Below are 24579 nucleotides of genomic sequence, written 5' to 3'. Positions count from 1 at the left end.
AATCTTGCTAAGCGATCGCTAGTTTTGAAAGTGCTGCTGCTTAAAGTTAAGGATTGCCGATCAAACCGAATAGCTTAGCAAAACCGCCCAGAATGGCAATAATGAGACTAACAAAAATTCCACGGTTGACAAACTCGGTTGTTTCTAATCGCTTACTCAGTCCGTCTGTTTTTTCTTCTAGCCTTGCCACTGACACTTTTAGATCGGTAACTTCTTTGGCAACATTGTCTATTTTGGAGTTAACTTCTTTGGCAACATTGTCTATTTTGGAGTTAACTTCTTTGGCAACGTCATCTATTTTGGAGTTAACTTCTTTGGCAACGCCGTCTGTTTTGGAATCAAGTTTGTCTATTTTCTGATTAAGGTCTTCTCCTAACTTATCTAGCTTATTTTCAAATCTAACTAGGTAGTCTTTTAAATCTTGCTCGATGGTGACTGACACAGTGCTAAACTCCTAATAGTAGACGAAAGTTTGGGAGTAGTAGGCACCACTCCCTCCTATTATCGCTTTCTAGGTGGAACTATCTCAAATCTCCCTCGCTTCTCATACTCCCGCGCCTTTGTTATATTTGCATTAAAAACAGCTTGAGCGGATCTAATTTGACATACCAAGGGAAAGGACGGTCTTTGATAGTTGACCATTTTTCTTTAAAGACTTCCGCTTGGATGTGGTAGTCGTTTGATTGAATTGGTAGATGATGTAGCTTTAGATAAAGCGTCATCCGATGGGGCGTTTCGCGCGTTCGAGCTAACCAACAGGGGAAGGTATTTTCAGCGTTGGGGTCATTTGTAATGTTTAAATGATGGGCGCGAATTCCCACATAAGCCAAAGATTCAGGAATTGGTTCGATGACTTTGAGAGTGCAACCCCAGTCCATAGCTTCGACTTGTGTGGGGGAAATTGCTTTTATTTTGGAGAAGTTTTTACAACCAGTTAGTTGCGCGACGGCGTAAGTAGCCGGACGCTCGAAAATAGATTGTTTTTTATCGTAAGCGATCGCTTTTCCTTGAGAAATAACCAAAAGATATTCGCAAATTTGGTAAGCTTCTTCTAAATTATGGGTGACAAATAGCGTCACTCCTCGATAGTTACTCAGTGTTTCAATCAGTTGTTCTTGCAGATGGTGTCGCAGGTGGGTATCGAGAGCCGAAAAAGGTTCATCTAACAACAAAACTTCCGGCTCTACTGCTAAAGCCCTTGCTAAAGCTACGCGCTGCTGCTGTCCGCCAGATAGCTGCTGTGGATAGCGATTTTCCAGTCCTGAAAGTTGTAATTTGGTAATTTGTTCTCTTAAGCGGTGCTGGCGTTCCGCACCAGACAAATCTTGTAACCCATAGGTAATATTTTGGGCAACTGTTAAATGGGGAAACAAAGCGTAGTTTTGAAAGACAATCCCCACACGGCGTGAGCGAATTGGTAAGTTAATTCGTTTGCTGGAGTCAAACAAAACCCTTCCATTAACGACAATGCGACCACGCTTAGGAGTTTCTAACCCAGCGATACAACGTAAGATCGTGCTTTTGCCGGAACCAGAACCTCCCAAGATTCCTAACACTCGCCCTTCTAGGTGAAACTTTACTTCTAGCGGATAGCTAGCTAGTTTTTTGTAAATGTCTACTAAAAGTTCCATTCTTAGTTTTGATTATTTTCTCAGTAGAACGCTTTTGACTACGCCGTTCGAGGCTACGTGCCCACAACAACAACAGAAATGCCCAAAAAGTCATCACCAGCACCATCAAGTTGGCTTTGCCATACTCTTGATTCTGCACGGCATCATAAATAGCCAGGGGTAAGGTTTGGGTGCGTCCGGGGATATTTCCTGCCACCATTAAGGTTGCACCAAATTCACCTAAAGCCCTGGCGACGGCTAAGATAAAGCCTGCTAAAATTCCCGAACGAGCTAAAGGTAAGGTGACTCGCCATAAGACTTTAATTTCCGAGTCACCAAGGGTACGGGCTGCCGCTTCCAATTCGGGATTGACATCGAGAATGGCAGCTCTGGCTGCTTCTACAATTAGGGGTAACGCAACTATGGCACTAGCGATCGCTGCTGCTTGCCATGTGAATAAAATATCTATGCCAAACCATTCTAGTATCGGACTGCCTCTACCTAAAGCTAACAATAGGTAAAAACCAATAACGCTGGGAGGCAGCACCAAGGGCAAATTCAGCAGTGTCGATATGATGATTTCTCCTGGAAAACGAACACGAGCTAAAAAAATTGCTATTCCCAGTCCGAAAATGAGTAGCAAAACTGTAGCTAGTGCGGTGACTTGCAATGTTAATATATAAGGAAACCAATCCATTAATCCGCTGTCTCCCCAGGTAAAACAAAACCATATTTCTTCATTAATGGTCTGCCTTGTGGCCCGTTAATAAATTGAGCAAACTGTCTAGCTTGTGTCTGATACTTACTCTTTCTGACAACAGCCAACATTTGGTCAACGGGTTTATGTAGGTTTTCGGGAATCAGATCCCATTTTCCTGGTCTGTTGACGCTTAAAGATAAAGCAACGATACCGACATCAACGTTGCCAGTTTCTACATATTGTTGAGTTTGGCGGATATTCTCACCCAATACCAGTTTTGGCTTGATTGTGTCCCATATACCTGCTGACTGCATTGCTTCTCTGGCGGCGATACCATAGGGAGCATGATCCGGATTGGCGATCGCTACTTTTTTATATTCCGGCTTGGTTAAATCTCTAATGTCTTTGGGGTTGAGTTTACTGCCTTCTCGTGTCCATAGAGTAATCCGTCCCCGTCCATACAAAGCTTTGGTGTTAGATATTATTAACCCTTTTTTGTCAAGGTCTTCAATGTATGACTTGTTAGCAGCCGCAAATAAATCTACAGGTGCACCGCGTTCTATTTGTTGTGCCAGTTGTCCTGTCGAACCAAAGTTAAAGGTGACTTTGTTTCCTGTTTCCTTCTCCCATAAAGCACCGATTTCTTTGAACACATAGTTGAGATCGGCCGCCGCAGAAACAGTCAAGGTCACTGACTTTTGAGCTAATAGTGTCTGAAATGCTGGTGCTTGACTCAGGAAAAATCCCCAGGATGCGACTAAAACTGCGACTATGATTGACAAAAAAAAGTATCGCCCTTTGATAATTTTCATGACTAAAGGTAAGGTAAAAAGTTGTGCAACAGGCTGCTAATTAATATTAATAAACGAATATAATTTTAGATTTTGTAGCAGAAATAACTAACATTCTGCCAAAATGCTTGCCTAAAAACTTAGTTCGCTCTTCCACCTTCGATCGTAATAAAGTATTGTTGATTGGGTAGCTTTTTGGGAAATTTCTCTCAATAATCGAAAGTATTTTTGTTGATTGTAAGCATAAACAAGCGAATTTCAGGAAAAATTACCACTAAATAACATCTGACTAATCATCCTTCTCCATCTGGGGTAAATTGCTGAAGCGTTGCATAAACTTGCGATCGATACTATCTTTCCAACGCCACAATAAAGGCGATTCCCAACCAAAAAATGACCAAGACGCGATCGCGCTTTTATCTCCCGTTCCAATTAAACTTAAATAATATTTCTGGGGAATGTAGGCTTTCAGCTTTTTTCCTAAAATAATTCGCTGCAAATTTTCAAATAAAGGCTTTCCTTGACGAACGGCAAAAACCCCAGCTTTTGGACGAGAATAATGTTGCATTGTAGCAATATCGCCCGCTGCAAAAATATGAGGATGAGAGACAGATTGAAGCGTATCTTTTACTAAAATAAAACCTTGAGAATCTGTAGCAATACCCGACTCTTTAATCCAGCTAGGTGCGGAAGCTTGAGTGACCCAAAAAATATAGTCGCATTCTACCGTTAATCCCGAACGACAGATAACTTTATCTGGTAATACTTCAGTGACTGTTTCTTGTAAGTGTAGTTTAATCCCTCTATTAAATAAGATTTGCTGCAAGCGTTGACTTACCCATCGACTGTGACCGGGTAATAAGTCAGCGCCGCTATGGACAATATGGATGGTTAAATTATCTAGCGATTGTCGAGCATTTTTTAATACTTGATGCAATCTAGCTTGCATATTTAGGGCTAGTTCGACTCCCCCCGCTCCACCACCAACTATAGTAATACTAATCGGTTGTTTGGGATTATTAGTAACAGCTTCTATGACTCGATTCCAAGCTTGTAAAAACTGAGGAACGGGTTTCGCAGCAATAGCATATTCTGAGGCGCCTGGAATTGAATTAGTAGCGGGAGTACTGCCAATATCGATCGATAAATAATCGAAAGAAACGGGAGGACGATTGGCACAAATAACTTTGTTGTTAACTAAATCTAAACCAATCGCGCGATCGCGTAAAAATTGTGCTTGAGAAAATCTAGCGAGACGACGCAAATCGATGTGGGTTTCATCGAAACTATAAAAACCTGCCACGTGACCGGGTAGCATCCCCGAATAGGGAGCATGGGAAACGTCGGTAATCAGAGTGAGGCGAACTCCTGGTAAAGGTTTCATCCCAAATAATTTTAGAGCGATCGCGTGGCTGTGACCGCCACCAATGAGTACTAAGTCCGTAGTAACGGGAAAGTTTGCTAGTTGCATTACGGCAAATGGTCTATTCAAGTTTCCCTAGAACATTGTAGTCTCATCATATTTACTTATCTGTCATCGCTACGGTAGATAGTCAATTAGCTGAAGAAAGCTTAAACGAATAAGATGAATCTATCTAACTTACTTGACAAAAAGATTTAAAGCAATCTCTAATTTGAAAATTAAATTTAGATATAGTTTTTGGTTATTTTTGTGAAGTTTTGTAATGCAAAATCAATATCAACAAAAAGAGTATATCTGTAGATTGGCTTTACCGATTGACTTTCTCGAACGTCTACCTTTTTTTCATGAAAACTTAAAAAAAATAAATCAATTACAATCTACACAAAACAATTGACCAATTTAGCAGTTAAGGAGGTAATTCTATGACTGTTGCTAAAAGATTGTTAGTAGGAATGACCGGAGCCATGTTTGGGCTGCTAGGAACGACCGGAGCAGCACGAGCAGTAACAATTTTTAGCGGTGCTAGGACTGATGCAGCTAGTGCATTTCAGGCTATGCAGGTGGCAATTGGCGGAGTCAACAACGGTGCTGCCGGACCTCAGGCAGATGGATTCCGTACCATTAACTGGGATGGGGTAAGACTCGACGGCACCGATTTTGGCGGCAACACTGAGGTTGTCGTCCAAGATAGGCTCGTTCTCATTCCAGAGGATCGCTTCCTCGATAGAGGCACACTATACGACGAAGAGTATCCAGTTAGTGGAGACGGTTTCGAGAGTGCCAATCCTGGCGTTGCAGGTCAGTTTTCAGCCTTTAGCCCAAACAACACTTTTGCTCACTTCGGCGAAGATGATAATGAAATCGAGCAGAGTTTCACGGTGCCCGGAACTACTACTCCTGCTGCTACGCGGGGTTTTGGAGCCATTTTCCTCGATGTAGAACTTCCCGACACCAGCTTCATCGAGTTTTTCAACGGCTCAAATAGCCTAGGTAGATTTTTCGTCGAACCTACTAGCAGCGGTCAGCCATCGTTCCTTGGAGTGTTATTCGACGACCCGATTGTCACGGATGTAGAACTCAACCTCGGCAATGCTCAACTCTTTAATTTGGAAAATAACACGATCGTTCCCGGTCCTGCTGACGACCCGCAAAATGGCATAGACTTGGTTGCTGTAGATGATTTTATCTATGCAGAACCCGTAGAAGTGGAACCTGTAGAGGTTAGAGTTCCTGAATCTTCTTCCACCTTTGCTGTGTTAGCTGTTGGTGCTTTGGGTATGGGTTCGCTAATAAAGTACCGCCAAAAACGTTCTTAGAAGTCAACATTTTCTATCCAAAAAGCGATTCTTCATATAAGTTGAGAGTAAAGAAAAGAGGGATTTTACTCCTAGCTTCTTATTTTTTATCTACAGTAGGGCACTTTTAGGATAGTTAGCGATAGGAAATTTATGACGCGATCTGTATTATCTGTATTAAAGGAGCGATTTATAGCAATTTATAAATAGTAGCGACTGAATAATTTTATAGAAACCGTTTGTTAACTAGAGCGAACGATTATGAACCCCCTATCTGACGATGGAAAAAGCTCTTCAGTTTGCTAAGGAAGGATTAGATGAATACACAAAAATTTTTAGATCCAAAAAATTAAATTTCACTCCCTTTTCGCTGTGAATTTTTCCTTACCCTACTCCCATCATTCCTATATTTCAGACATTTGTAGCAACCTTAAAGCAAATTGAGATTAGAAAAAACTTTTTGCAAAATAAACTTCAAATTCGTAGGCTGGATTATCGATTATTTGAAACTATGCAATCGTCGAAAGCCAGATAATCTAGTACTTTCTGTATAATCTCCGAAGCGTCCTTAACGATCTAAAAAATTTTGGATAGTATTCTTTTTTTTTGGTTAAGATAAATAAAAAGTTCTAGTTTAACAGTTATGTAGTAGACGATACACTGGAAGTTCCCTCATTGTAACAAGTCAACGTTATGACAAACCAGATGCGTTAATGAGGAGAAAAATGAAAATTAAACGATTTTTAAAGACAATTATAAATAAACTCGGCTATAAAATTACAAAAGTTTATGGAGATCGCGCTCTGAGAAATAACCTCTCAGAATCCTATTCACTTCTTTATAGTTTAGGTCTTAGACCTAATACGATAATTGATGTGGGTGTGGCAAAAGGAACCCCCGAACTTTATAGGGCTTTTCCAGACTCTTTTTTTCTGCTCATAGAGCCACTGAGAGAATTTGAAGCGGAATTGAAACATATCTTGAAGAAATACCGAGGCTTATATTTGATCGCTGCTGCCGGCTCCGAATCCAAAGAAGTAACTTTTAATGTACATCCAAATCATTTGGATGGTTCATCGCTCTATAAAGAAACGATGGGGACTAATGCAGATGGATATGAGAGAACTGTTCCAATGATTGCGATAGATGAGGTCATCAAGGAAAAAGAACTCAATGGTCCTTATCTGATCAAAGTTGACGCACAAGGTGCCGAACTCAATGTGCTTGATGGATGTCAGCAAACCTTACGAGATACAGAAGCTGTTGTGCTGGAAGTATCTATGTTTCAATTTATGAAAGATGCTCCTCAATTTCATGATGTCGTACTCTATATGAAGGAACGCGGCTTTGTCGCATACGACATGATTCTTGGATGGAACCGCCCTCTCGACAACGCTCTCGGACAAATCGATGTTGTTTTTGTGCAGGAAAGTGGAAAATTCAGAGAAAATCATTCCTATGCAACCATGGCCTAGAACTAAAGTTCTAGGCTCAAAGCCCAACTCGATTAAAATCGACTAAAATTCCTATCGAGCCTTCTTTAGAAGACTTTTTCGCTCGGACAGGAAATTAATGACAACAGTAGTTGTTGAGAATGGTGCAAGATCTCAGCTATCCCACTAATACCAAGATGTGGTAATCTAGTTTTCCTTTGAGAAGGATGTATCAGGATCTGGCTGGACGTTTTGAAGGATTGAGCGACCTGGAGTGGAAGTTGTTTGAAGATATATTTCCTCCAGAACCATCGAGGCGTAGTAAAGGAATGCCTCATGGGCCATACCGTCAGATCTTAAATAGTCTTTTATACATCCTGATTACTGGGTGTCGATGGTGTGACATAGCAGGCGGAGATATGTGGGCTTCTTCAAAAAGCTCTTCATATCAAATCCGGTTAATTATGGTTAATTAACCGGATTTGACATTAGCAATGCTTATAGAGATATTTGGCTGCTCTGCTTACCGTTTAGGGCTCGGTTCCTAAGAAAACTTTGTGAGCAATCCCAAGATTTTTTTTGAGGTCGGTGTCAGTAGTGTACGGCGATAAGCATCTGCTGCTTTCTTAATCCCTTCAGCTTGGGTGGGATAGGGATGAATCACGCTAGATAGGCCGTTCAAACCAACCTTGTTAACCATTGCTGTCGTCACTTCACTAATCATTTCCCCAGCATGACGAGCAACGATTGTCGCTCCTAAAATTTCATCAGACCCTTTCTTGTGATGAATTTTGACAAACCCTGACTCCTCACCATCTGCGATCGCTCGATCGACGCTACTCATCGGAATTTCGATCGTATTAACATTAATTCCCTGGGATTGAGCCTCATGTTCGTATAGTCCCACATGAGCGATTTCTGGGTCAGTATAAGTCACCCAGGGCATGACTAAACTGCTGAGTTTCGATCGTCCCAAACCAAAAGGTGAAAAGAGCGTATTTTTAATAACTATCCGCGCGGCGGCATCGGCAGCATGGGTAAATTTCCAATTCATGCAGATATCGCCCGCCGCATAAATCTTGGGGTTGGTCGTCTGGAGATAGTCATTGACTTTCACACCTTTGCGATCGTACTCTACTCCAACCGCTTCTAAATTTAGTCCCTCCACATTGGGAGCGCGTCCCGCACCGACTAAGATCTCGTCTACAATAATGGACTGTTTAGTCCCATTACCGATGAAATCAATCGTTTTGCCTTCAGGTGTCTTTTTTACCCGTTCTATTTGGCTGTTCAACACCAGATGAATCCCTTCGCGGATGAAGGCATTCTGAACGATTTCTGCGGCATCGGCATCTTCTCGATCTAAGAGGTGAGAATGTTTGTGGAACAAAATGACTTGACATCCCAAGCGAGCAAAAGCCTGAGCCAATTCGCAACCAATCGGGCCGCCTCCGATGACAGCAAGACGTTGCGGGCGTTCGGTGAGAGAAAAAACCGTTTCATTAGTAAGAAATCCCGCTTCTTCTATCCCTTCAATCGAAGGTCGCACGGCTCTTGCTCCCGTCGCAATCACTGCTTTTTTATACTTAAGAGTCTTACCGCCAACTTCAATGCTATTGTTGCGTAAAAAACGACCCGCTCCCAAAAATACGTCAATGCCAAGATTTTGGAAACGTTGAGCGGAATCGTGATGACTAATTCCCGCTCGCAGTTTGCGCATCCGTTCCATGACGGCAGGAAAATTAACATTTATTTGTTCGGGAGGACTAATACCAAACGCTTCTGCCTCTAGCATCTCGCCAACAACGCGCGAGGAACGAATGATGCATTTGGAAGGGACGCAACCTACATTTAAGCAATCTCCGCCCATGAGATGTTTTTCAATTAATGCGACTTTCAAACCCAAGCCTAATCCTGCTGCGCCTGCTGCGACAACCAATCCAGCCGTACCCGCGCCGATGACGACTAAATCGTAACAATCTGCTGGTTGCGGATTAACCCAATCAGGCGGATGAACGTGAGAAACCAGTCTTTGGTTATGTTCGTCCATCGGTGGAACGGTTACTTTTTGAAAGGCTGAATTTGACATCATTAACTCCTTGAGAACATGGAAAATCCCTAATGGAATGACCTACTCTCTTCCCCGTATGGGATATTTTTTTCCAACACAAACTCGATCGCCCATAAAATCTCCGGTATCTGCGGACGACCGAAGGGAGTGCTATTGATAGCCGCATAATAAAGTGTGCCATCAGGTTTAACTAAGAAAAGACCAGGTTCGCAAAATAAAGGGGGTTCATTCTCAAAGGCACCTTGGGAAATATAAAGCCCCCAGCGACGCATTAAGTCAATACTAACTTCATAGCCAATCGTAAGCTGTTGAATGCTCCAGTTATCTTTTGATTGTTGGGCTTTTTCTTGACTATCTCCACTTAGGGCGATAACTTCAACCCCCAGCTTGGCAAAATCCTTCAGATTATTGTCGAGGTCTTCTATATAGGTTTGACAAATCATAGGTTTGACAAATCGGGCAAAACCATCCTCGATAAAAAACAACCATTATTAAATTTTGGGGTTTCTGTTGGGAGAGTTGCCAAAGCTTGCCATCAAGGGTTTTTACCTCAAGTTCGGAGACTTGAGTACCCGTCATTAATTTAGCAGTCATTTTTGTATTTGTTGTCATCATTTATCTCTCACTTCTTTACGGACATTGGCTAAACAACAGCTACCTTGGGGATTATTGACTTCACAACCACAACGTCCAGCTTGAATATGAGTGCGGATTGAAGATTCAGCCGTGCTATGGTTGGTCTGTTGAATTTCTTGGAGTATTCGGTTTCTTGTCCAATCAAAACAATAACAAACAGGAACTTGCAAACTTTTATCTTTTTGGTAGACAGGCACTTTTATTTCATCGGTGAGAAAAGTTTGATCCTGTTGGTTGAAATACACTACCGAACAATCCATCGAGTCGCAGAAAAAGTAATTAGATTCAGAATTTAAGGTTTCTAATGCCCTTGGTTTTAGCAGACTTTTCAGGGTAATGGTTGGAACTCGCTTGCCTTTATTCCCATTGACTGGACAGTTTGCTTTTAAGGACTTTTGAGTTTGAGAGCAACATTCTTCAGACATATTTTTCTTCTTATTTACAACAATCTTGGCGATTTGATTTGCGGTAGCGAAAATAGAAAAGTACGGTCAGTGCAACTAATATTCCTAATGCTGGCAAGAGAACATAATCGAGATAACCTACGACAGCACTTAAGCCCACTACTTCTAGTAAAATAACCAAAATAGGTGTGAAGCAACACAAAGCTACAATCACTGTTCCTGTCAAACTAGCAATCAGTGCGTTTTTAGGTTTCATAGGATAAATATCTTTGATTAACTAATTGAGGTCGAATCTCTCATTTCGCTCGTTCTTAGGCTCTAAAACTTCTTCTTCCAAAGCCTTGCGAGCCACTTTAGTCACATAAAGGGTGACAGCCACTGTAGCGATGAAACCAACGATCCGAATCGTCCATTGTACGGCAGGGTTAGCAGGTTGAGCTTCAGTGCCAATCGTGGCAAGATTACCAGCCAGAGAACCAATATATACGTACATAATCGTTCCAGGTATCACTCCCACCGAACCGATAATGTAGTCCTTGAGAGAAACTCCAGTGACTCCATAAGCGTAGTTCAATAAATTGAAAGGAAATATCGGAGATAATCGCGTCAGAAGAACAATTTTGAGTCCTTCTCTGCCAACGCCCTGGTCAATCGCTCGAAATTTCTTGTTCCCTTCAATTTTCTTGGCGACCCATCCCCTAACTAGATAGCGTCCGACTAAGAAAGCGGCAGTAGCTCCTAAAGTAGCACCAATGAAGACATAAAGCGCTCCCCAAACTACGCCAAAGACTACACCTGCACCGAGAGTGAGAATTGACCCAGGTAAAAAAGCGACAGTAGCGATAATGTAGAGGAGAATAAACGCGATCGCGCCAACCGTACTGAGACTGTCGATCCACTGTAAGGCATTTCGCAACCATTCTTGAGGATTGAATCCGACGACCTTAACCGATTCTTGGGCAAAAGCTGGGTGAGTAGCAAAGAGAAAAGTAATGCCAAAGGTAGCTACCATTAAAATAGCCAGTTGGAAAAACTGCGATCGGTTTCTGGCACCAATAGTTTTCATAGTTTTTGCGATTTTTAGTGATAGCATGAGCGATTTCTCGATCCTAAAGGCTTCGATCTAAAGCTTTTTTGGCAAGGCGCGTCGTGTATACCATTACGGCGATTGTAGCGATCGCGCCAATGATTTGGATTCCCCACTGTAGGATTTGAGTCTCAGTTGTCGTGGGAGGATTGGACATATCAATCGCGGCAAGGTCGCTAGCAAGAGAGCCAATGTAAACGTACATTACCGTACCGGGAATCATACCGAGAAAACCTAAAATATAGTCTTTGAGGGAAACTCCTGTAACTCCAAAGGCGTAGTTTAAGAGGTTAAAGGGAAAAATAGGAGAAAGACGAGTTAGCAAAACAATTTTCCATCCCTCTTGGCCAACAGCGCGATCGATTGCCTGGAATTTAGGATTTTTGCCAATTTTTCGGCAAATCCAATCTCGCGATAAGTAACGTCCGAGTAAAAAAGCCCAGATCGCGCCAAGGGTGGCAGCAATTAAAACACAAACTGAACCCCAAAAAACGCCGAACAAACAACCCCCTTTCATCGTCAGGATAGAACCGGGTACGAAAAGCAATGTTGCTAGGTTGTAGATAGCGATGAATGCGATCGCGCCGATGAAACCGAGACTTTTAACCTGAATTAATGAACGGCGATCGCGCTTTTGACAAGCTTATCGATCGAGGTTTTCATAGAGTGATACGAAGCCGATCTCAAAAAGGATTTACTAATTCTTCCTGAAAGTCGATTTTGGCTGATGGCGATACCAGCCAACTATTTGTTTGGGCGAAACCCCTAGTAAGTAAGCAAGGATAACAATCTGATTAATGAGTGTCGTTTGGAAAATTCCTTTCTTGAGCCATCGACGGGCTGACGTTAAGACTGGCACGGGAATAATAGTAATATGCCCCAAGCGTTTTAACCGACGCACCAGTTCAAAATCTTCCATAATTGGCAACTGTGCAAAGCCACCGATTTGATCAAATGTCTCTGCTTTGAGAAAGATAGCTTGGTCGCCGTAGGGCATTTGCAAAAAGCGCGATCGCCAATTAACTCCCCATTCGATTAACCGCAAACTCCTCAAAGGCGCATCAATTTGTAAGGCAAATGCCCCTGCTACAGGGGCTTTTCTGCATCCCTGCTTCGGTGGCTTCAGCGCAGCGCGAACCAGTGTATCAAATCCAGACGGTAAAAGAGTATCGGCATGGAGAAACAGCAGAATTTTGCCCGTTGCTGCCGAAGCACCCGCATTCATTTGACAAGCGCGACCAGTAGGGGAGGACAGCACTTTAACGCCCAACGACTGAACTAATTCAAGCGTGCCGTCAACCGAACCGCCATCTACAACAATTACTTCTATCTTCGTACTTGGTTGAGTACTGGCAAGCACTTTTTCAATCGTTCCCACTTCATTGAGAACCGGAATGATAATTGAAATTCTCTCAGTTACTGTTTCCTCTAAAGTCACGAGTTCGCAATTCCTAACTTTAAACCAAACTGCCACCACAACTAGAACCACATCCCGCAGTACAGCCATAACAGTAGGGTTGCAGTACGTATTTCGTCAATGCTGAAGCCAAAAAGGATTTACCTACTGTGAGCAGAAACTTGCCCCTACGAGGGTGCGATATTTAAGTTATGTACCCGATCTAAATAAAAATTGTTACATTGAGTGGAGATATGAAGCTTCTAAAACAATTTTGTTTGTGTCTTTTTGATTTTGCTCATCCTAATTGGATTGGAGAACTAGAGCAGAATTACAATTTACGCCGTTAGTTTTTAGAAGGTAGCGCAGTTCTTCACCTGCGCTACTCTTCGAGCTATGCTAAAGCTTACCAGACAAGTAAGATAAGGAATCTTCGTTGCTCTTATTGGTAATCCTAAAGAGATAAGCTTGTAGTCTGACTTGTTTAGGCATAGCTTGATATTTAAGACTAGCTACTATTTTTTTCTCAGATCTCGTTCATCCCTCGCGCTTTTCTTTCAGTCTAGCTTTCAGCCTTAGCGGACGATTTCGCTCCATTGCTACTCAACGGCGATGTCGTACTCTATATGAAGGAACGCGGCTTTGTCGCATACGACATTATTCTGGGATGGAACTGCCCTCTCGACAACGCTCTCGGACAAAACGATGTTGTTTTTGTGCAGGAAAGTGGAAAATTCAGAGAAAGTCATGCCTACGCAACCATGGAACCGATGAAAACTCTTTTTAGCGAAGATAACGACTATCCGTCCAATCAGCTACTTGAGTTGGGTCTTCGTCGCTAGCATCTTGGGACACTCGATAGCATGTCTGGGGTGCTACTCCAGTCCAAGCGGTTTTAGCTAAAGCGTGGCAGACAACATTTACGAGATTGTTCCAGGTTAGTTCCTGATAATCTAACAAATTTGCCTTTTCCAATAAGCTTTGCAAATTTTTGAGGGCGGTATTGGCAGCGTGATATTGTTCGTCATTTTTTGAAATTAGCGGCGCCGAGATTCTCAAAGGATCGCGTTGGATAGCCGCTAATCCTTGGCGCACGGCTTTTTTAATCTCTTCCCTATACTGTTTTTGTGCCAATAGCTTTTGCATATTTTTGCCTTTTTCACAAGAGGCATATAGCGCGGGCAAACGATTGAGCGCGTAGGTAGCAACTTCTACTGTATTAATATATTGAGCGAGAGTTTCAGGACATTGCTTTAGCTGTTTTTCTAGCTCTTCTCGAACGAGCAATTCCATTATGTTTTGATAAGTTTGGGGGAGATTTTCTGTCTGAGGTTTCATCTTTGATAAGTCTGCAACATAGATAGAGAAAGTCTATATAGTTTTCTTGTATATTTCCTTTATTTATAGCCAATAAAAATACTGATCGTCTAGTCAGTTTCACTGAAAGAAAGAAATTTTACATAAGCTTTAAAAATTGCTTCCAAGAGTTTTACAAAACTAGCTATCTATGCCTGGGTGTCGTCGAGCTTACCTCATAAACGGAATCTTTTTTTACTTTAGTAATATGAAGAAGCCAACAAGAATTCTATCAGTGGCTGGCGATTTTAAAGATTCGTGTAGGTCGAGACAATGTCGCAGAAAAGTTTGATAGTTAAGGATATTCAGAGCAGTCGGAGTTTTTCGAGTTCAACCGCATCCCAATTAAAATTGCAAGCAACTTGGCAAGACGTGTTACAAGTAGCTCATTTCCAACTACCTCCAATGGAAAAGCTGGAGCTAATTCCTGTAACTCACAATGTTACACTTCACCTCGGTGATGCCATTAAAGTAGATTGGTGGAGAGAAGGTAAACGCAATAGCGGACAGCTCGTTCCTGGCGACATTTGTATCGATCCTAGCGGAGTTGCGTCTCAAGCCTGCTGGTATCAATCTACCGAGATTCTCGTTCTCGAACTCGATCGCGTTTTTGTCGAACGCACGCTCAATCGCTCGATTGAAACGGAGCGCATTACTTTCATCGATAAGTTTGGGGTACAAGATCCGCTCATACAACAGATTGCTTTGTCTCTTAAGCATGAAATAGAAACGCAGCACTCCGGTTCAAAACTCTACGGCGAGACAGCTGCCGCAATGCTAGCAGCACACTTGTTCCGCCACTATAGCCGTCGCGATGTCGAGAAAGATTGCTTGGGCGAAAATCGCGATCGCATGCCAGAATCAAGACTGCGGCGCGTTCTAGAATACGTGCGATCGCACCTCGATCGAGAAATTCGCCTTGAGGACTTAGCATCAGTCGCCCAAATGAGCGCCTATCATTTCTGCCGCCTATTCAAGCGGTCAATTGGAGAGAGTCCGCATCAGTTTCTCATGCGACAGCGCTTAGAAGCAGCGCGGCGTTTACTCCGAGAAACCGACCTTTCTGTCGCCGAAGTAGCGCTGGAGATAGGCTATCAAAGCCCCAGTCACTTCGCTACGCTTTTCAAGCGCCATACTGGCGTCACGCCAAAACAATACCGCACTGCTCTGTAAAAGCAATCTATCCTTTTTTCCCTTTCTGACGCTTCAAACAACAGCAATTTTCCGAAGAAAAGCGCAAGAATCAGAAAGACAGCTTTTACATTATCCCTCTATAGTTACTTAAGTTACAAAATCAGTAGATAAACTCAAAGGAGGTAGAGACATGCCAGACGGATCGAGTGCTAAACCAAGCTTTGAGGTCGATCGTACTAGCGTTGAGAATAGGGATAGAAGTAGAATCGATTCATCAACTGACACTTCAGTCCAACCTCCATCAGAAGGAACCCCCCCATCCGATGGAACCACGCCGCCGGGCGAAATGGCTCCACCAGAAGCTACCATGCCACCAAGCGGAACTCCTCCGTCCGATGGAACCACGCCGCCGGGCGAAATGACTCCACCAGAAGCTACCACGCCACCAGGCGGAACTCCTCCGTCCGATGGAACCACGCCGCCGGGCGAAATGACTCCGCCACAAGGAACTGAGCAAGAGGTTTTTGAAGTAGAATCTGGATTGACGAGCGTATTTCTCGACGAGAGCGTCCTCGCCGATGCCAACCTTAAACTAACGCAAACCGATGCCGCAGAACCCAACACTGAAAGCTTTCCCGAAGGCGCACCAGCAGTTGGTTTTGAGATTACGCCAAAGACTGACTTTACCTTTACCCAAGAAAATGGTTTTACTCCCGTCGATGGAACCATCGAACACTCTGGCTCTCTGACCTTTGAGGGATTGGGGACGGTCGGCGATTTCTCGATTGGCTTCGACCCCAGTCGGGATACCGATACTGCTAGCGGTTTCTTTATCGCTGATACCCTTGACACCGATGAGATTCTGTTCGACCTGGGTGACCCGGAGACGGCTAACTTTGACGGAGAGAACCTCACCATTGCTGGAAGCGATCTGCTAGTCTCGCCAGAATTAGCCTCGCTGTTAGGCAACGAGTCTCTGGCAGGAACCGACATTGGTGGCGCTCGCATCGATGCGGTGGCTCAGCTAGAAGATCCTTTAGCCGATGCCATTCGCGATTTTGTCAATGCTATTACAGATGTCGAGATTCCACAGGAGACTATCGATGACATAACCAATTCTATTGAGGATTTTGTTTCTCGGACTGTCGCTGATGCTATCTCTGGCAATTTAGGTTCGACTGACCCAATTAGTCAGCCGAAAGATCCAATCAGCCAACCAACCGACCCGATTAACGGTTCCACCGACTCGGTTAACGTAACTTTGGGAACTTTACCCTGAAAGTAGTTTCAAATTTAATTCTCACTCATAGGGGCGATCGCAAAGCATCGCCCCTATGCTTTATATCAATCTGCGATCGCCCAATTATATTCAATCCGTTTCAATGACCAGAATACTCAGTAATGCGACCATCTTGGTCGCGAGTCTTCCTTTTGATAGAGTTTTTAGAATCGAACGAGCGAGTTAAACTAGAGGAAAGTATAAGTTTTTCTCACTTTTAACCGAGCTACAGCAATCTATTTAGCATCGCTGTATATAAATAAGATTCGATAACTATGTTAGTAAATCAACTTAAAACAACTGCCTTACTCGGACTACTAAGCGGAATTTTAGTATTAGCTGGTTATTACTTAACAGGTAACGAACAAGGACTATTCATGGGTCTAGCTTTTGCAGCTATTAGTAGTTTTGGTTCCTGGTACTATTCCGACAAAGCCGTTTTAATGGCTTATCGCGCTCAACCTTTGGCTCGTCAGGAAGCGCCAGAACTTTATGACTTGGTTGCTTCTTTAGCCAATAAAGCTGGGCTTCCCATGCCAACTTTGTTTGTCGTTCCTACTCAAACCCCTAATGCTTTTGCCACGGGAAGAGATCCGGAACACGCCGCAGTTGCTGTCACTCAGGGAATTTTGCAACTTCTCTCCCCTGAAGAATTGAGTGGCGTAATTGCTCACGAGTTAACACATATTAAAAACCGCGACACGCTTACTCAAGCAGTAGCAGCTACTTTAGCTGGGGCAATCACTTTCGTCGGACGAATTCTCAGTTTCGGGGCGCTTTATGGCCCAGTCACTAGAGATGACCGTCGAGACGGAAATCCTTTAGGGATATTGTTCTTAATTATTCTCGCACCGATATCAGCGACGCTAATTCAGCTAGCTATCTCCCGTACCCGCGAGTTTGCAGCCGATCGCGGGTCAGCAGAAATCACGGAGAATCCGATTGCGCTAGCCAGAGCCTTGGAAAAGCTGGAATTAGTCGGTCGCCAAGTGCCTATGAATGGCAATCCTGCTTTTTCTCCTCTACTGATTATCAACCCACTTTCTGCTGAAGGTTTGCAGTCTCTTTTCCAAACTCATCCCCCAACACAAGAGCGCATTCGTCGTCTTCGCGAACTAGCTCAAGCCAAATCGGCTATGAATGTCAGCATATCCTAATCCTAAATCCCAGACGCGAGCAAGATGCTCGCACTGCTAAAAATAACAAAAACACTACTATTTAAAGCCTTTTGCTGTTTTTTGTTTCTTCTTCCCCTTGGACTTAGATTTACTTACTTGTACTACCACTTCTTCAAATAAATTATGTAAATGTTGAGGGACGCTGGCTGTCTCTGGTAACTCGGTTTCTGGAAATTTATTAAATTCCTTAAGTGTGGCTTCTAAATCGCGATCGAGATTAAAATCTCGACGATCTAACACAGTTTGTAAGACTTTTTCTAGTTGAGTTGGATATTGCTTTTTGAGTTGCTGCCAAATGAAAAAGTTAATCTGAGGATCTTCTAAATATTTGCGAACGAGAAACGTGCAATTTTCTTGGCTGAGTGGGTCTTCTGCTTCCAGCATTGCCTGAAATTTTGTGTAGGTTGGAATGAACATTTGACCCCATTTGGGATGGGAAAAAGCCGTTACTTGTTCGGCTGTTTTAATTTCTGGGGGTAACTCGACTTTCGGAGTAACCATTGCCAGTTTTTCTTGACTTTTCATTGCTTCGGTAACTGCTTCTGAGTCAGTACCGAGTTCTGCTGCTGCTTCAGCGATCGCTTCTTCATTTGCCCCCGCTTCTTGCATAACTTCTTGAAGGGATTTAGAGGGATCGATTCCTGCTGATGCTAGAATTTTTTGGCTCATTTTTGACTGGAGTTCGGCGAGTTTAGTATTGAGTTTGCTGCCAGAAAGGGTAATGCGATCGCTGCCAAAAAAGTCAACAAATTCTTGATGGTATCGCGCTACCGATTCCCAAGCTTGTTCTAATAATTCTGGTGCGTCGCTATAAAGATACTCTTTGTAGTTTTTTTTGAATTCGCCAATGGCAACGGCTAACTTAGGTTGGCTCAATTTTCCTTTAGGAATACAATCGCTAAAAATCATCCAGTCGCGATCGCCAATCGGTGCAATGCGAGTCAATAGAATTTCTCCCGGTTGCCACCGTGCCATCTCTGCTTCAGAAATTCGAGCATTGGGGTAGACGTTGTAATGTTTGGCAGTCAACCAATTCATTAACTCCAACCCATTGGGAATCGTTTGGATAATTTCAAATAAACCCGTAAAACTGCGCTTCCAATTATTGACTAAGGCGCGATCGCTTTCTGTTAAATTTGGCTCGTTTTCTAAAAATAGCTCTAGCGGGGTTTGCTCTCCAACTCTCCCTTCTGTAATAAAAGTATCGATAATTAAGTTTTGTTGTTTGATGTCGTAGCGTTCTTTGTTGCTATTCTCAGCAGCATATTTTTCTAGTGCGACTGCTAATTCTCCCTCTGTGTCATAGATAAAATCAACCAAGGTTTCTTGGAGTTGCTTGGCTTGCTCTAATAGAGTAACATTCACAATTTCTGCTCGTAGGATCTACAAATTTTAGACTAGCAATTAGAAAGCGCGATCGCCTCTCCTATTGGATAGAGACATTAAATAAAAATTAACTCTATGGATATAATTCTTAGCTTGTTTTATGCCATAGCAAGATTACACCGCTAGAGAGATGAAGATAAGCGGGATTCCTCAGCAAAATTGGACGGGTAAACCAATTTTTCATCTAAATTTTCATGATTATTCTTTCTGGAAAACCTGTCTCCTACTGGATAGACTCAACACCTGAAAATAACTTTTCACCTTTTGTCGATAATCTATTGGTAGATGTGGCGATCGTAGGAGCTGGTATCGCTGGTCTGACGGCTGCTACGCTACTCAAGCGAGCGGGAAAAACCGTTGCCGTCATTGAGTCCAAGCAAATTGCAATGGGAAGGAGCGGTCATACAACGGCTAAAGTGACCTCTCTTCACCAACTCATCTATGCCGATATAATCGAACAATTGGGCAAAGAAAAAGCCCGTATCTATGCTGAGTCTAATCAGGCGGCGATCGATCGCGTTGCTCAATTCGTGGAAGAAGAACAAATAGAGTGCGATTTTAGCCGTCAAAGCGCCTATACGTTTGCAGAATTTCCGGAAGATTTAAAAAAAATCGAAGCCGAAGTCGAAGCCGCGATCGCACTCGGACCTTGTCATGGTGCTCGTTTTAGCTGTGATGGAGAGGTTCTCCACGGATCAGCAATTGACAATTTAGCGAAAATCAACCCGAAACAATCATGATTCCCTCTTGGCTTGCGATCCGTGGGCATTATACCAATTCGTAATTGGCAATTATTCAGTTCGCAATTAGGAAATAGAGATGGATTCTAGCTAGAAATTCAATGTTTTTATATTTTAATTGCGAATTTATCAATTGCGAATTATCAATTAGTCAGCAGCTCTGGGTGTAAGGCTTTTTCCTCGAGCATCTGTAGCGTTCTTTTTTAGAAATGGTATTACGTTTCTAGTCGCCCTAGCAGGCAATCTACCCTCTTCTCAAGACATTCGCTGGTTCAAACATCTGCGCCGTTCTCAATGGCTGACGTTTGAACCAGCAATTCCTTACTTAGGCAATATTTTAATTTATGAATCGAATTTAGCTTTCGCGATCGCGCGTTTTTGATAGTCTTGGGAAGAAGACAATAGCTCGCTTGTTTTTAGAGTCGAAAATTCGCTCAAATCCGGCACTTCTTCGTGGCATTGCGGACAATACCAGTAAATTCGATGGCTGCTAACATGCCGGAGAATTTTTGCGGAGCATATGGGACAGTTGCTCATGATTTTTAATGTTTTTTAAATTCAATAAGTAAAATGATTTTTGATTGATTAATTATTGAGAAAAGCTGTAAAAAACCTAGCGATCCCCTATCAATTGTTAGGAAACCATGATTTATTCCAGCTATTAATAATCTATGTTTGGTAGCAATCTATACACATCTTTCTAGTAGTAGAAATTAAGGTTTTCAAAAATCTTACTAATGATAGAGGAAATTTGCTTGCTTCGAGATATTATTGTAAATAAAATTTGCTTAAGAATAGTAAACTTTAGTAAAGAAAAATAAAAAAAAGCTACGATCAAACTTAACGTCGATCGTAGCAAGGATTTATCGGGAATGCGAAAACAAGTAAGTTTTCTTATTGAGAAATCTAACGGACAGCTTCTTGGATATTTTCCGAGACATCCTCGGCGGCAGATTTAACATTTTCTTGCAAATTTCTGAAGCCTCTTTCAGCGCCTTCTTTCATCTCTTCTACAGAGCTACCGACCCTTTCAGAAGCTTTTTCTAATTTATCTTCTGCTGTTTGAGTCGCAGATTCTCTTTCTCTGAGTAAATTGTCAACAGCTTCAGCAGGAGTTGCAGCGCGTTTCTGCAAATTTCGCTGGGATTGGTTAACGAGTTCGTCAGTTCCGAACTCTACTGCGTTCATTTCCCCTCGACGAGGTTCGGTAGTATAGCTTTCTTTGAGATGCTCTGCTTGAGGTGTCCTTAGCTCATAGGGAGTCGTATCTTTATCGGCACCCAATTTAGAATTACTAACAGAAGGCGACTGAGTGCAAGCCGTACTGATGAATAAGATAATTCCTGCCAAACAGACAACTAAAACTCGTGCTAATCGTAAACGTTTTACAAATGCGGTCGTATTGTTCATGGGAATTCTCCGAAATGCTTAGATTTCTTGGTGCAGGGTGAAGGTAGCGGCTAGCAACTATTGCTCGCTAAAAGCAGCGTTAAACGCTTGTCCTTCAGTCGATCCCGAAATCGCTTTCCAACCAGGAAGTCCTCCTTCAAGTTCGGCTACATTTCTAAAACCCGCCTCCCGCAGGCGAGATGCAGCCTCAGCAGTTTCTTGGTTGGTTTCGCCGTAAACGTAAATATCGCGCACGGGTTCGAGACTGCCTTGTGCTTGTTCGACTAACTCGTCTAGTGGCATGGACATTGCTCCTGTAATACGCTCGCAATTAAAAGCTTCGCGATCGCGCACGTCAATAGTCGTCAATACAGGCTCGCCCCAATCCAGACGATCTTTGAGGGCATTCGCGCTGGATTTTTCTTTTAACCCTGGCGGTTTGGGAAAAGCTTGGGTGATAGCTTCTTTAACTTGTTGGATGTTATCTTCAAGATCTGCCATGACTCATGTCTGGTCATATAAGCTAACAAAAACTCATTCTTTATTTATCTTTCTCTAGAGAGAAAAGTTACTTTTTTAACATTTTTGTTTATAGAAATTAAATTTTTATTGCACGATTAGAATCTAAAATCAAAAAATCTAATCTATCCTTAGATGTAGGCGGTATGTCCCAAGACAGATTTTTCTATAGAACGGCAAATGATTTGGAAATAAATAAGTTAACCTAAATAGTAGAAATGAATTGCAAAATTCGTGAAATCAATTTACAAAAATCAATTTTAAGATAGCTAAAAATTTAGAGCAAGAAAACAAGATTGCTGACATTAGCGTTAGCCGATGATACTTCATTCTGGTTTGATAAAGTCCTATAAGACGAACTTTAGCCTCTTAGACAGAGAATTTATTCTCTGGCTAAAATTAAAAATAGCTTTCTTTCTACTTTCTACGTCGGGGAATTAATCATGTCTCAAACAACCAAAGAAAAAATTACAGACAATCTTCAACAAGCGCTTCAAAAAGCAAAACAAGAAGGAAAAACTAGAGCCGAACATGTTCGAGAAATTATTCGCGCTGCGGTAGCGCAAGCAGCTTCGGAAGTTAAAGAAGGCTCTGGAGAAATTCGGTCTTTTATTCGAGAAGCAATTACGGCAATAATCGAATCCTTTCAAGAAAAAGGAGAAGAAATCCAAGAAGAAATAACTGCCGCTATAGAAGGAGTTATTGAAGGAGTTAGCCGCTCGAAACGTCAAGCACTTTCCCAAACTCAAACAGAAGTTAAACAGCTACAAGCGAAACTAGATTGCGAAGAGCAAGAACTGCAAGAACAAATTGAAGGCGTTCTTAGCGAAGTAAAAGAGACGGGACAAGAGCGATCGGAAAAGATAAAACATAGTATAGAATCAGCGATTAATACTATCAGAGATAGTGAAGAAGTTGCTATCTTGAAGAAGCGCTACGCTCAACTTAAAGCTCAATTAGCGATCGTACAAGCTAATTTAGCAGAACGTTATGGCGAACGTTTTGATGAAGTAAAGCATTATTTAGATGAAGCAAAAGTTTGGTACGAACGTACCAAAGAAGATCCAAAAGTTTTCACCAACAAAGTAGAACAAAAGCGTACAGAATTTGAAACCAAACTCAGTGAAGCAGGAAGTACGGTTGCCCAAAAAGAACGGCAAATCAAACAAATTTTGCGAGACCTTTGGAAATCCCTAATCGAAGCTTTTCGCGATAAGGACAAAGAAGAATAAACAGAAAAATTACCCAGATTACTACGTTTAATCTGGGTAACATCCAATCCATTTCGGGAGAATATTTATCGGGCAATTCGAAAATTTTTTATTGCTAGTAACTTCTGAAAATATGTAATTATTGCATTCTAAATCAATTTCTGCGAGCGTTATTTTATTCTGACTCGATCGCACTAAGCAATAGATTTCTTGTAACCTAAATATAAAGCCCGTTTAAACTGAGATCTTGCACCATTTTCAACAACCGCTTTTGTCATTAATTTCCTGTCCGAGCGAAAAAGTCTTCTAAAGAAGACCCGATAGAAATTTCAGTCGATTTTAATCGAGTTGAGCTTTGAGCCTAGAACTTTAGTTCTAGGCGTTGATGCTTTAACATCTTAGACAGAGAATTTATTCTCTGGCTACTCTGGCTACTGGCTACTATATCGATAAATCCTAAACGGTAGCTCTGTCTGACTGCTTAGAAACGACCCAAAGTGCGTGAATAGCACCGGGAAGCCAGCCTAGAAGAGTTAATAAAATATTAATCAAAAGAGTCGGACCGGCTCCAACTGTTAGGAATACACCTACAGGAGGCAACAATATAGCTAGGATAACTTGTACGAGTCTCATCTTTTGGTAATCTTCCTGCCTAACAATTTTATAGATATATGCTCTCAATAATTGAAAGCAACTGCCTCTATCTTGAGAAAGAGAACTTATAAAAAAAATCGGCTACATCTCTTTGATTATTGGCTGAAAATCTATCTCGCTGGAGAAGCACGAGGTTGATTGGTTTAGTATATTGATGCTATTCAAAATAAAATCTGGATGTTACTTTTTGTGAATTTGAAGGAGAAGTTATGCTTGGCAACCTATTAACATTATTGGCTACTGCTCTGAGCTTACTTGTCGTTGACATAATTTTTCCAGGAGTAGATTTAGCTAACTTTCCGACTGCTTTAATTGCCGCGGCTGCAATTGGTGTGGTTAATGCTTCTGTTAAACCAGTCCTGTCGGCTCTCGCTATGCCACTTAATTTCGTAAGTTTGGGAAGTTTTTCATTGGTGGTCAATGGCTTATGTTTTTGGCTGGCTTCAGTGCTCATTCCTGGATTTCGGGTCAGTGGCTTGCTAGCTTTTATACTGGGTCCGGTAATTTTATCCTTTGTCAACACGTTTATTAGCAAATATTTTGCGGAAAAATACCCAGCAACTATGAATTCTACATCTATGAATAAAGAGCTACCACAGTAGTTCGGATAAGAGTTTTAGTTTTTCATAGCTTGCAGAAGAGGCGTTGCTAAATTTAGGGAGGATTTGTCATTGTGAGCGGAACCCTTCGCACTTGGCGATTCGGGCAGGCTCTGTGCACTGAAGAATACCGACAGATGCTTCGTTTCGGTTCACTGCACTTAGCATAACCAAATAAAATTCATCCCGCATTTAGGCAACGCCGCAGAAAAATTAGCTAGAGCGACACCACTTTTGCTAGAAAGCAACTTCCTATCCTCTGGCTAGAACTTTGTCATAGTCGATCGC

Annotated in this window: 27 protein-coding genes and 1 pseudogene; 9 read left to right on the top strand and 19 right to left on the bottom strand. The window is 42.2% G+C overall.

Translation table 11 applies throughout. The annotated features are described in order from the left end of the window. Positions 1-46: 46 nt before the first annotated feature. From PLE7327_RS01150 to PLE7327_RS01130, 5 genes are all read right to left on the bottom strand, one after another. Complete coding sequence (locus PLE7327_RS01150) at positions 47-442, bottom strand: hypothetical protein (RefSeq protein ID WP_015142020.1); 396 nt, start codon at positions 440-442, stop codon at positions 47-49. Between the two features lie 121 nt (positions 443-563). Then, positions 564-1631 (bottom strand): sulfate/molybdate ABC transporter ATP-binding protein, encoded by a 1068-nt coding sequence (locus tag PLE7327_RS23865; RefSeq protein WP_041391769.1) that lies wholly within the window; start codon positions 1629-1631, stop codon positions 564-566. After that, positions 1594-2307, bottom strand: a complete 714-nt coding sequence (gene modB, locus PLE7327_RS23860) for a molybdate ABC transporter permease subunit (protein ID WP_041391767.1) — start codon at positions 2305-2307, stop codon at positions 1594-1596. Before modB ends, PLE7327_RS23865 begins: the two co-directional genes overlap by 38 nt. After that, entirely contained in the window at positions 2307-3122 is an 816-nt protein-coding gene (gene modA, locus PLE7327_RS01135; RefSeq protein WP_015142019.1) for a molybdate ABC transporter substrate-binding protein, read from the bottom strand. The genes modB and modA overlap by 1 nt, the downstream gene beginning before the upstream one ends. A 268-nt stretch (positions 3123-3390) precedes the next feature. Next, the gene (locus tag PLE7327_RS01130) at positions 3391-4572 is read right to left on the bottom strand and encodes an FAD-dependent oxidoreductase (RefSeq protein WP_015142018.1); all 1182 of its coding nucleotides are present in this window, start codon (positions 4570-4572) and stop codon (positions 3391-3393) included. A 374-nt stretch (positions 4573-4946) separates the two neighbouring features. On the opposite strand from PLE7327_RS01130, the gene PLE7327_RS01125 reads away from it, so the two are divergent. From PLE7327_RS01125 to PLE7327_RS23035, 3 genes are all read left to right on the top strand, one after another. Further along, complete coding sequence (locus PLE7327_RS01125) at positions 4947-5840, top strand: hypothetical protein (RefSeq protein ID WP_015142016.1); 894 nt, start codon at positions 4947-4949, stop codon at positions 5838-5840. Positions 5841-6544: 704 nt separating this feature from the next. Continuing rightward, the gene (locus PLE7327_RS01120) at positions 6545-7294 is read left to right on the top strand and encodes an FkbM family methyltransferase (RefSeq protein WP_015142015.1); all 750 of its coding nucleotides are present in this window, start codon (positions 6545-6547) and stop codon (positions 7292-7294) included. 185 nt (positions 7295-7479) lie between these two features. Next, positions 7480-7728 carry a transposase gene (locus PLE7327_RS23035; protein WP_015142014.1) on the top strand — a complete coding sequence of 83 codons (249 nt, stop codon included), beginning with the start codon at positions 7480-7482 and terminating at the stop codon, positions 7726-7728. A gap of 68 nt (positions 7729-7796) precedes the next feature. On the opposite strand, the gene PLE7327_RS01115 is transcribed toward PLE7327_RS23035, so the two are convergent. The 10 genes and pseudogenes from PLE7327_RS01115 to PLE7327_RS01080 all read right to left on the bottom strand — a co-directional run bounded on the left by PLE7327_RS01115 (position 7797) and on the right by PLE7327_RS01080 (position 14184). Next, entirely contained in the window at positions 7797-9341 is a 1545-nt protein-coding gene (locus tag PLE7327_RS01115) for a mercuric reductase (protein WP_015142013.1), read from the bottom strand. A 29-nt stretch (positions 9342-9370) separates the two neighbouring features. Beyond that, complete coding sequence (locus PLE7327_RS01110) at positions 9371-9766, bottom strand: redoxin domain-containing protein (protein ID WP_217523307.1); 396 nt, start codon at positions 9764-9766, stop codon at positions 9371-9373. Continuing rightward, on the bottom strand, positions 9729-9917 hold the full coding sequence (locus PLE7327_RS25090; protein ID WP_217523306.1) for a redoxin domain-containing protein: 189 nt from the start codon (positions 9915-9917) through the stop codon (positions 9729-9731). The genes PLE7327_RS01110 and PLE7327_RS25090 overlap by 38 nt, the downstream gene beginning before the upstream one ends. Positions 9918-9934: 17 nt before the next feature. After that, entirely contained in the window at positions 9935-10384 is a 450-nt protein-coding gene (locus PLE7327_RS01105) for a copper chaperone Copz family protein (protein ID WP_015142012.1), read from the bottom strand. Between the two features lie 10 nt (positions 10385-10394). Continuing rightward, entirely contained in the window at positions 10395-10619 is a 225-nt protein-coding gene (gene merF, locus PLE7327_RS01100) for a mercury resistance system transport protein MerF (RefSeq protein WP_015142011.1), read from the bottom strand. Between the two features lie 21 nt (positions 10620-10640). Then, positions 10641-11375: a TVP38/TMEM64 family protein gene (locus PLE7327_RS01095; protein ID WP_371265288.1), complete on the bottom strand. Its 735-nt coding sequence runs from the start codon at positions 11373-11375 to the stop codon at positions 10641-10643. 97 nt (positions 11376-11472) lie between these two features. Continuing rightward, positions 11473-12066 (bottom strand): annotated as a pseudogene (locus tag PLE7327_RS01090) (TVP38/TMEM64 family protein); the annotation flags it as partial. Positions 12067-12147: 81 nt separating this feature from the next. After that, positions 12148-12948 (bottom strand): TIGR04283 family arsenosugar biosynthesis glycosyltransferase, encoded by an 801-nt coding sequence (locus PLE7327_RS01085; RefSeq protein ID WP_371265287.1) that lies wholly within the window; start codon positions 12946-12948, stop codon positions 12148-12150. Beyond that, positions 12908-13000 (bottom strand): DUF3641 domain-containing protein, encoded by a 93-nt coding sequence (locus PLE7327_RS26300; RefSeq protein WP_371265114.1) that lies wholly within the window; start codon positions 12998-13000, stop codon positions 12908-12910. The genes PLE7327_RS01085 and PLE7327_RS26300 overlap by 41 nt, the downstream gene beginning before the upstream one ends. Positions 13001-13629: 629 nt before the next feature. After that, the gene (locus PLE7327_RS01080) at positions 13630-14184 is read right to left on the bottom strand and encodes a late competence development ComFB family protein (RefSeq protein ID WP_015142008.1); all 555 of its coding nucleotides are present in this window, start codon (positions 14182-14184) and stop codon (positions 13630-13632) included. Positions 14185-14553: 369 nt separating this feature from the next. On the opposite strand from PLE7327_RS01080, the gene PLE7327_RS01075 reads away from it, so the two are divergent. The 3 genes from PLE7327_RS01075 to PLE7327_RS01065 all read left to right on the top strand — a co-directional run bounded on the left by PLE7327_RS01075 (position 14554) and on the right by PLE7327_RS01065 (position 17772). Then, the gene (locus PLE7327_RS01075; protein ID WP_217523304.1) at positions 14554-15375 is read left to right on the top strand and encodes a helix-turn-helix domain-containing protein; all 822 of its coding nucleotides are present in this window, start codon (positions 14554-14556) and stop codon (positions 15373-15375) included. Positions 15376-15526: 151 nt separating this feature from the next. Continuing rightward, positions 15527-16615 (top strand): hypothetical protein, encoded by a 1089-nt coding sequence (locus PLE7327_RS22495; RefSeq protein WP_015142006.1) that lies wholly within the window; start codon positions 15527-15529, stop codon positions 16613-16615. Between the two features lie 275 nt (positions 16616-16890). Next, positions 16891-17772, top strand: coding sequence for a zinc metalloprotease HtpX (locus PLE7327_RS01065; RefSeq protein WP_015142005.1), 882 nt, complete (start codon positions 16891-16893; stop codon positions 17770-17772). A 57-nt stretch (positions 17773-17829) separates the two neighbouring features. Here PLE7327_RS01065 and PLE7327_RS01060 read toward each other — a convergent pair whose 3' ends face one another. Then, entirely contained in the window at positions 17830-19158 is a 1329-nt protein-coding gene (locus PLE7327_RS01060; protein WP_015142004.1) for a hypothetical protein, read from the bottom strand. A gap of 215 nt (positions 19159-19373) precedes the next feature. Between PLE7327_RS01060 and PLE7327_RS01055 the strand changes: the two genes are divergently transcribed. After that, positions 19374-19919, top strand: a complete 546-nt coding sequence (locus PLE7327_RS01055; RefSeq protein ID WP_015142003.1) for an FAD-dependent oxidoreductase — start codon at positions 19374-19376, stop codon at positions 19917-19919. A 906-nt stretch (positions 19920-20825) separates the two neighbouring features. Here PLE7327_RS01055 and PLE7327_RS01050 read toward each other — a convergent pair. Beyond that, on the bottom strand, positions 20826-21329 hold the full coding sequence (locus PLE7327_RS01050; RefSeq protein ID WP_015142002.1) for a DUF6658 family protein: 504 nt from the start codon (positions 21327-21329) through the stop codon (positions 20826-20828). A 57-nt stretch (positions 21330-21386) separates the two neighbouring features. After that, positions 21387-21809, bottom strand: coding sequence for a rhodanese-like domain-containing protein (locus PLE7327_RS01045; protein ID WP_015142001.1), 423 nt, complete (start codon positions 21807-21809; stop codon positions 21387-21389). Positions 21810-22270: 461 nt separating this feature from the next. Between PLE7327_RS01045 and PLE7327_RS01040 the strand changes: the two genes are divergently transcribed. Then, on the top strand, positions 22271-23059 hold the full coding sequence (locus PLE7327_RS01040; protein WP_015142000.1) for a hypothetical protein: 789 nt from the start codon (positions 22271-22273) through the stop codon (positions 23057-23059). 435 nt (positions 23060-23494) lie between these two features. Here the strand turns inward: PLE7327_RS01040 and PLE7327_RS23025 are convergent, their stop codons facing one another. Next, a complete protein-coding gene (locus tag PLE7327_RS23025; RefSeq protein WP_071880586.1) occupies positions 23495-23671 on the bottom strand; it encodes a YqaE/Pmp3 family membrane protein in 177 nt (58 codons plus the stop codon). 230 nt (positions 23672-23901) lie between these two features. Between PLE7327_RS23025 and PLE7327_RS01035 the strand changes: the two genes are divergently transcribed. Beyond that, a complete protein-coding gene (locus tag PLE7327_RS01035) occupies positions 23902-24294 on the top strand; it encodes a phage holin family protein (RefSeq protein WP_015141998.1) in 393 nt (130 codons plus the stop codon). The last annotated feature ends 285 nt before the right edge of the window (positions 24295-24579 follow it).

Origin of the sequence: Pleurocapsa sp. PCC 7327 (genome assembly GCF_000317025.1) — a bacterium.
Taxonomy (GTDB): domain Bacteria; phylum Cyanobacteriota; class Cyanobacteriia; order Cyanobacteriales; family Microcystaceae; genus Hydrococcus.
The sequence above is the reverse complement of the archived record's forward strand: the minus strand, read 5'-3'. Positions and strand labels throughout refer to the sequence as shown.

Coding starts and splice junctions, on each gene's coding strand:
- PLE7327_RS23865 (WP_041391769.1), bottom strand. CDS start 1,631: ATGGAACTTTTAGTAGACATTTACAAAAAACTAGCTAGCTATCCGCTA.
- modB (WP_041391767.1), bottom strand. CDS start 2,307: ATGGATTGGTTTCCTTATATATTAACATTGCAAGTCACCGCACTAGCT.
- modA (WP_015142019.1), bottom strand. CDS start 3,122: ATGAAAATTATCAAAGGGCGATACTTTTTTTTGTCAATCATAGTCGCA.
- PLE7327_RS01130 (WP_015142018.1), bottom strand. CDS start 4,572: ATGCAACTAGCAAACTTTCCCGTTACTACGGACTTAGTACTCATTGGT.
- PLE7327_RS01125 (WP_015142016.1), top strand. CDS start 4,947: ATGACTGTTGCTAAAAGATTGTTAGTAGGAATGACCGGAGCCATGTTT.
- PLE7327_RS01120 (WP_015142015.1), top strand. CDS start 6,545: ATGAAAATTAAACGATTTTTAAAGACAATTATAAATAAACTCGGCTAT.
- PLE7327_RS23035 (WP_015142014.1), top strand. CDS start 7,480: ATGTATCAGGATCTGGCTGGACGTTTTGAAGGATTGAGCGACCTGGAG.
- PLE7327_RS01115 (WP_015142013.1), bottom strand. CDS start 9,341: ATGTCAAATTCAGCCTTTCAAAAAGTAACCGTTCCACCGATGGACGAA.
- PLE7327_RS01110 (WP_217523307.1), bottom strand. CDS start 9,766: ATGATTTGTCAAACCTATATAGAAGACCTCGACAATAATCTGAAGGAT.
- PLE7327_RS25090 (WP_217523306.1), bottom strand. CDS start 9,917: ATGACTGCTAAATTAATGACGGGTACTCAAGTCTCCGAACTTGAGGTA.
- PLE7327_RS01105 (WP_015142012.1), bottom strand. CDS start 10,384: ATGTCTGAAGAATGTTGCTCTCAAACTCAAAAGTCCTTAAAAGCAAAC.
- merF (WP_015142011.1), bottom strand. CDS start 10,619: ATGAAACCTAAAAACGCACTGATTGCTAGTTTGACAGGAACAGTGATT.
- PLE7327_RS01095 (WP_371265288.1), bottom strand. CDS start 11,375: ATGGTAGCTACCTTTGGCATTACTTTTCTCTTTGCTACTCACCCAGCT.
- PLE7327_RS01080 (WP_015142008.1), bottom strand. CDS start 14,184: ATGAAACCTCAGACAGAAAATCTCCCCCAAACTTATCAAAACATAATG.
- PLE7327_RS22495 (WP_015142006.1), top strand. CDS start 15,527: ATGCCAGACGGATCGAGTGCTAAACCAAGCTTTGAGGTCGATCGTACT.
- PLE7327_RS01065 (WP_015142005.1), top strand. CDS start 16,891: ATGTTAGTAAATCAACTTAAAACAACTGCCTTACTCGGACTACTAAGC.
- PLE7327_RS01055 (WP_015142003.1), top strand. CDS start 19,374: ATGATTATTCTTTCTGGAAAACCTGTCTCCTACTGGATAGACTCAACA.
- PLE7327_RS01050 (WP_015142002.1), bottom strand. CDS start 21,329: ATGAACAATACGACCGCATTTGTAAAACGTTTACGATTAGCACGAGTT.
- PLE7327_RS01045 (WP_015142001.1), bottom strand. CDS start 21,809: ATGGCAGATCTTGAAGATAACATCCAACAAGTTAAAGAAGCTATCACC.
- PLE7327_RS01040 (WP_015142000.1), top strand. CDS start 22,271: ATGTCTCAAACAACCAAAGAAAAAATTACAGACAATCTTCAACAAGCG.
- PLE7327_RS23025 (WP_071880586.1), bottom strand. CDS start 23,671: ATGAGACTCGTACAAGTTATCCTAGCTATATTGTTGCCTCCTGTAGGT.
- PLE7327_RS01035 (WP_015141998.1), top strand. CDS start 23,902: ATGCTTGGCAACCTATTAACATTATTGGCTACTGCTCTGAGCTTACTT.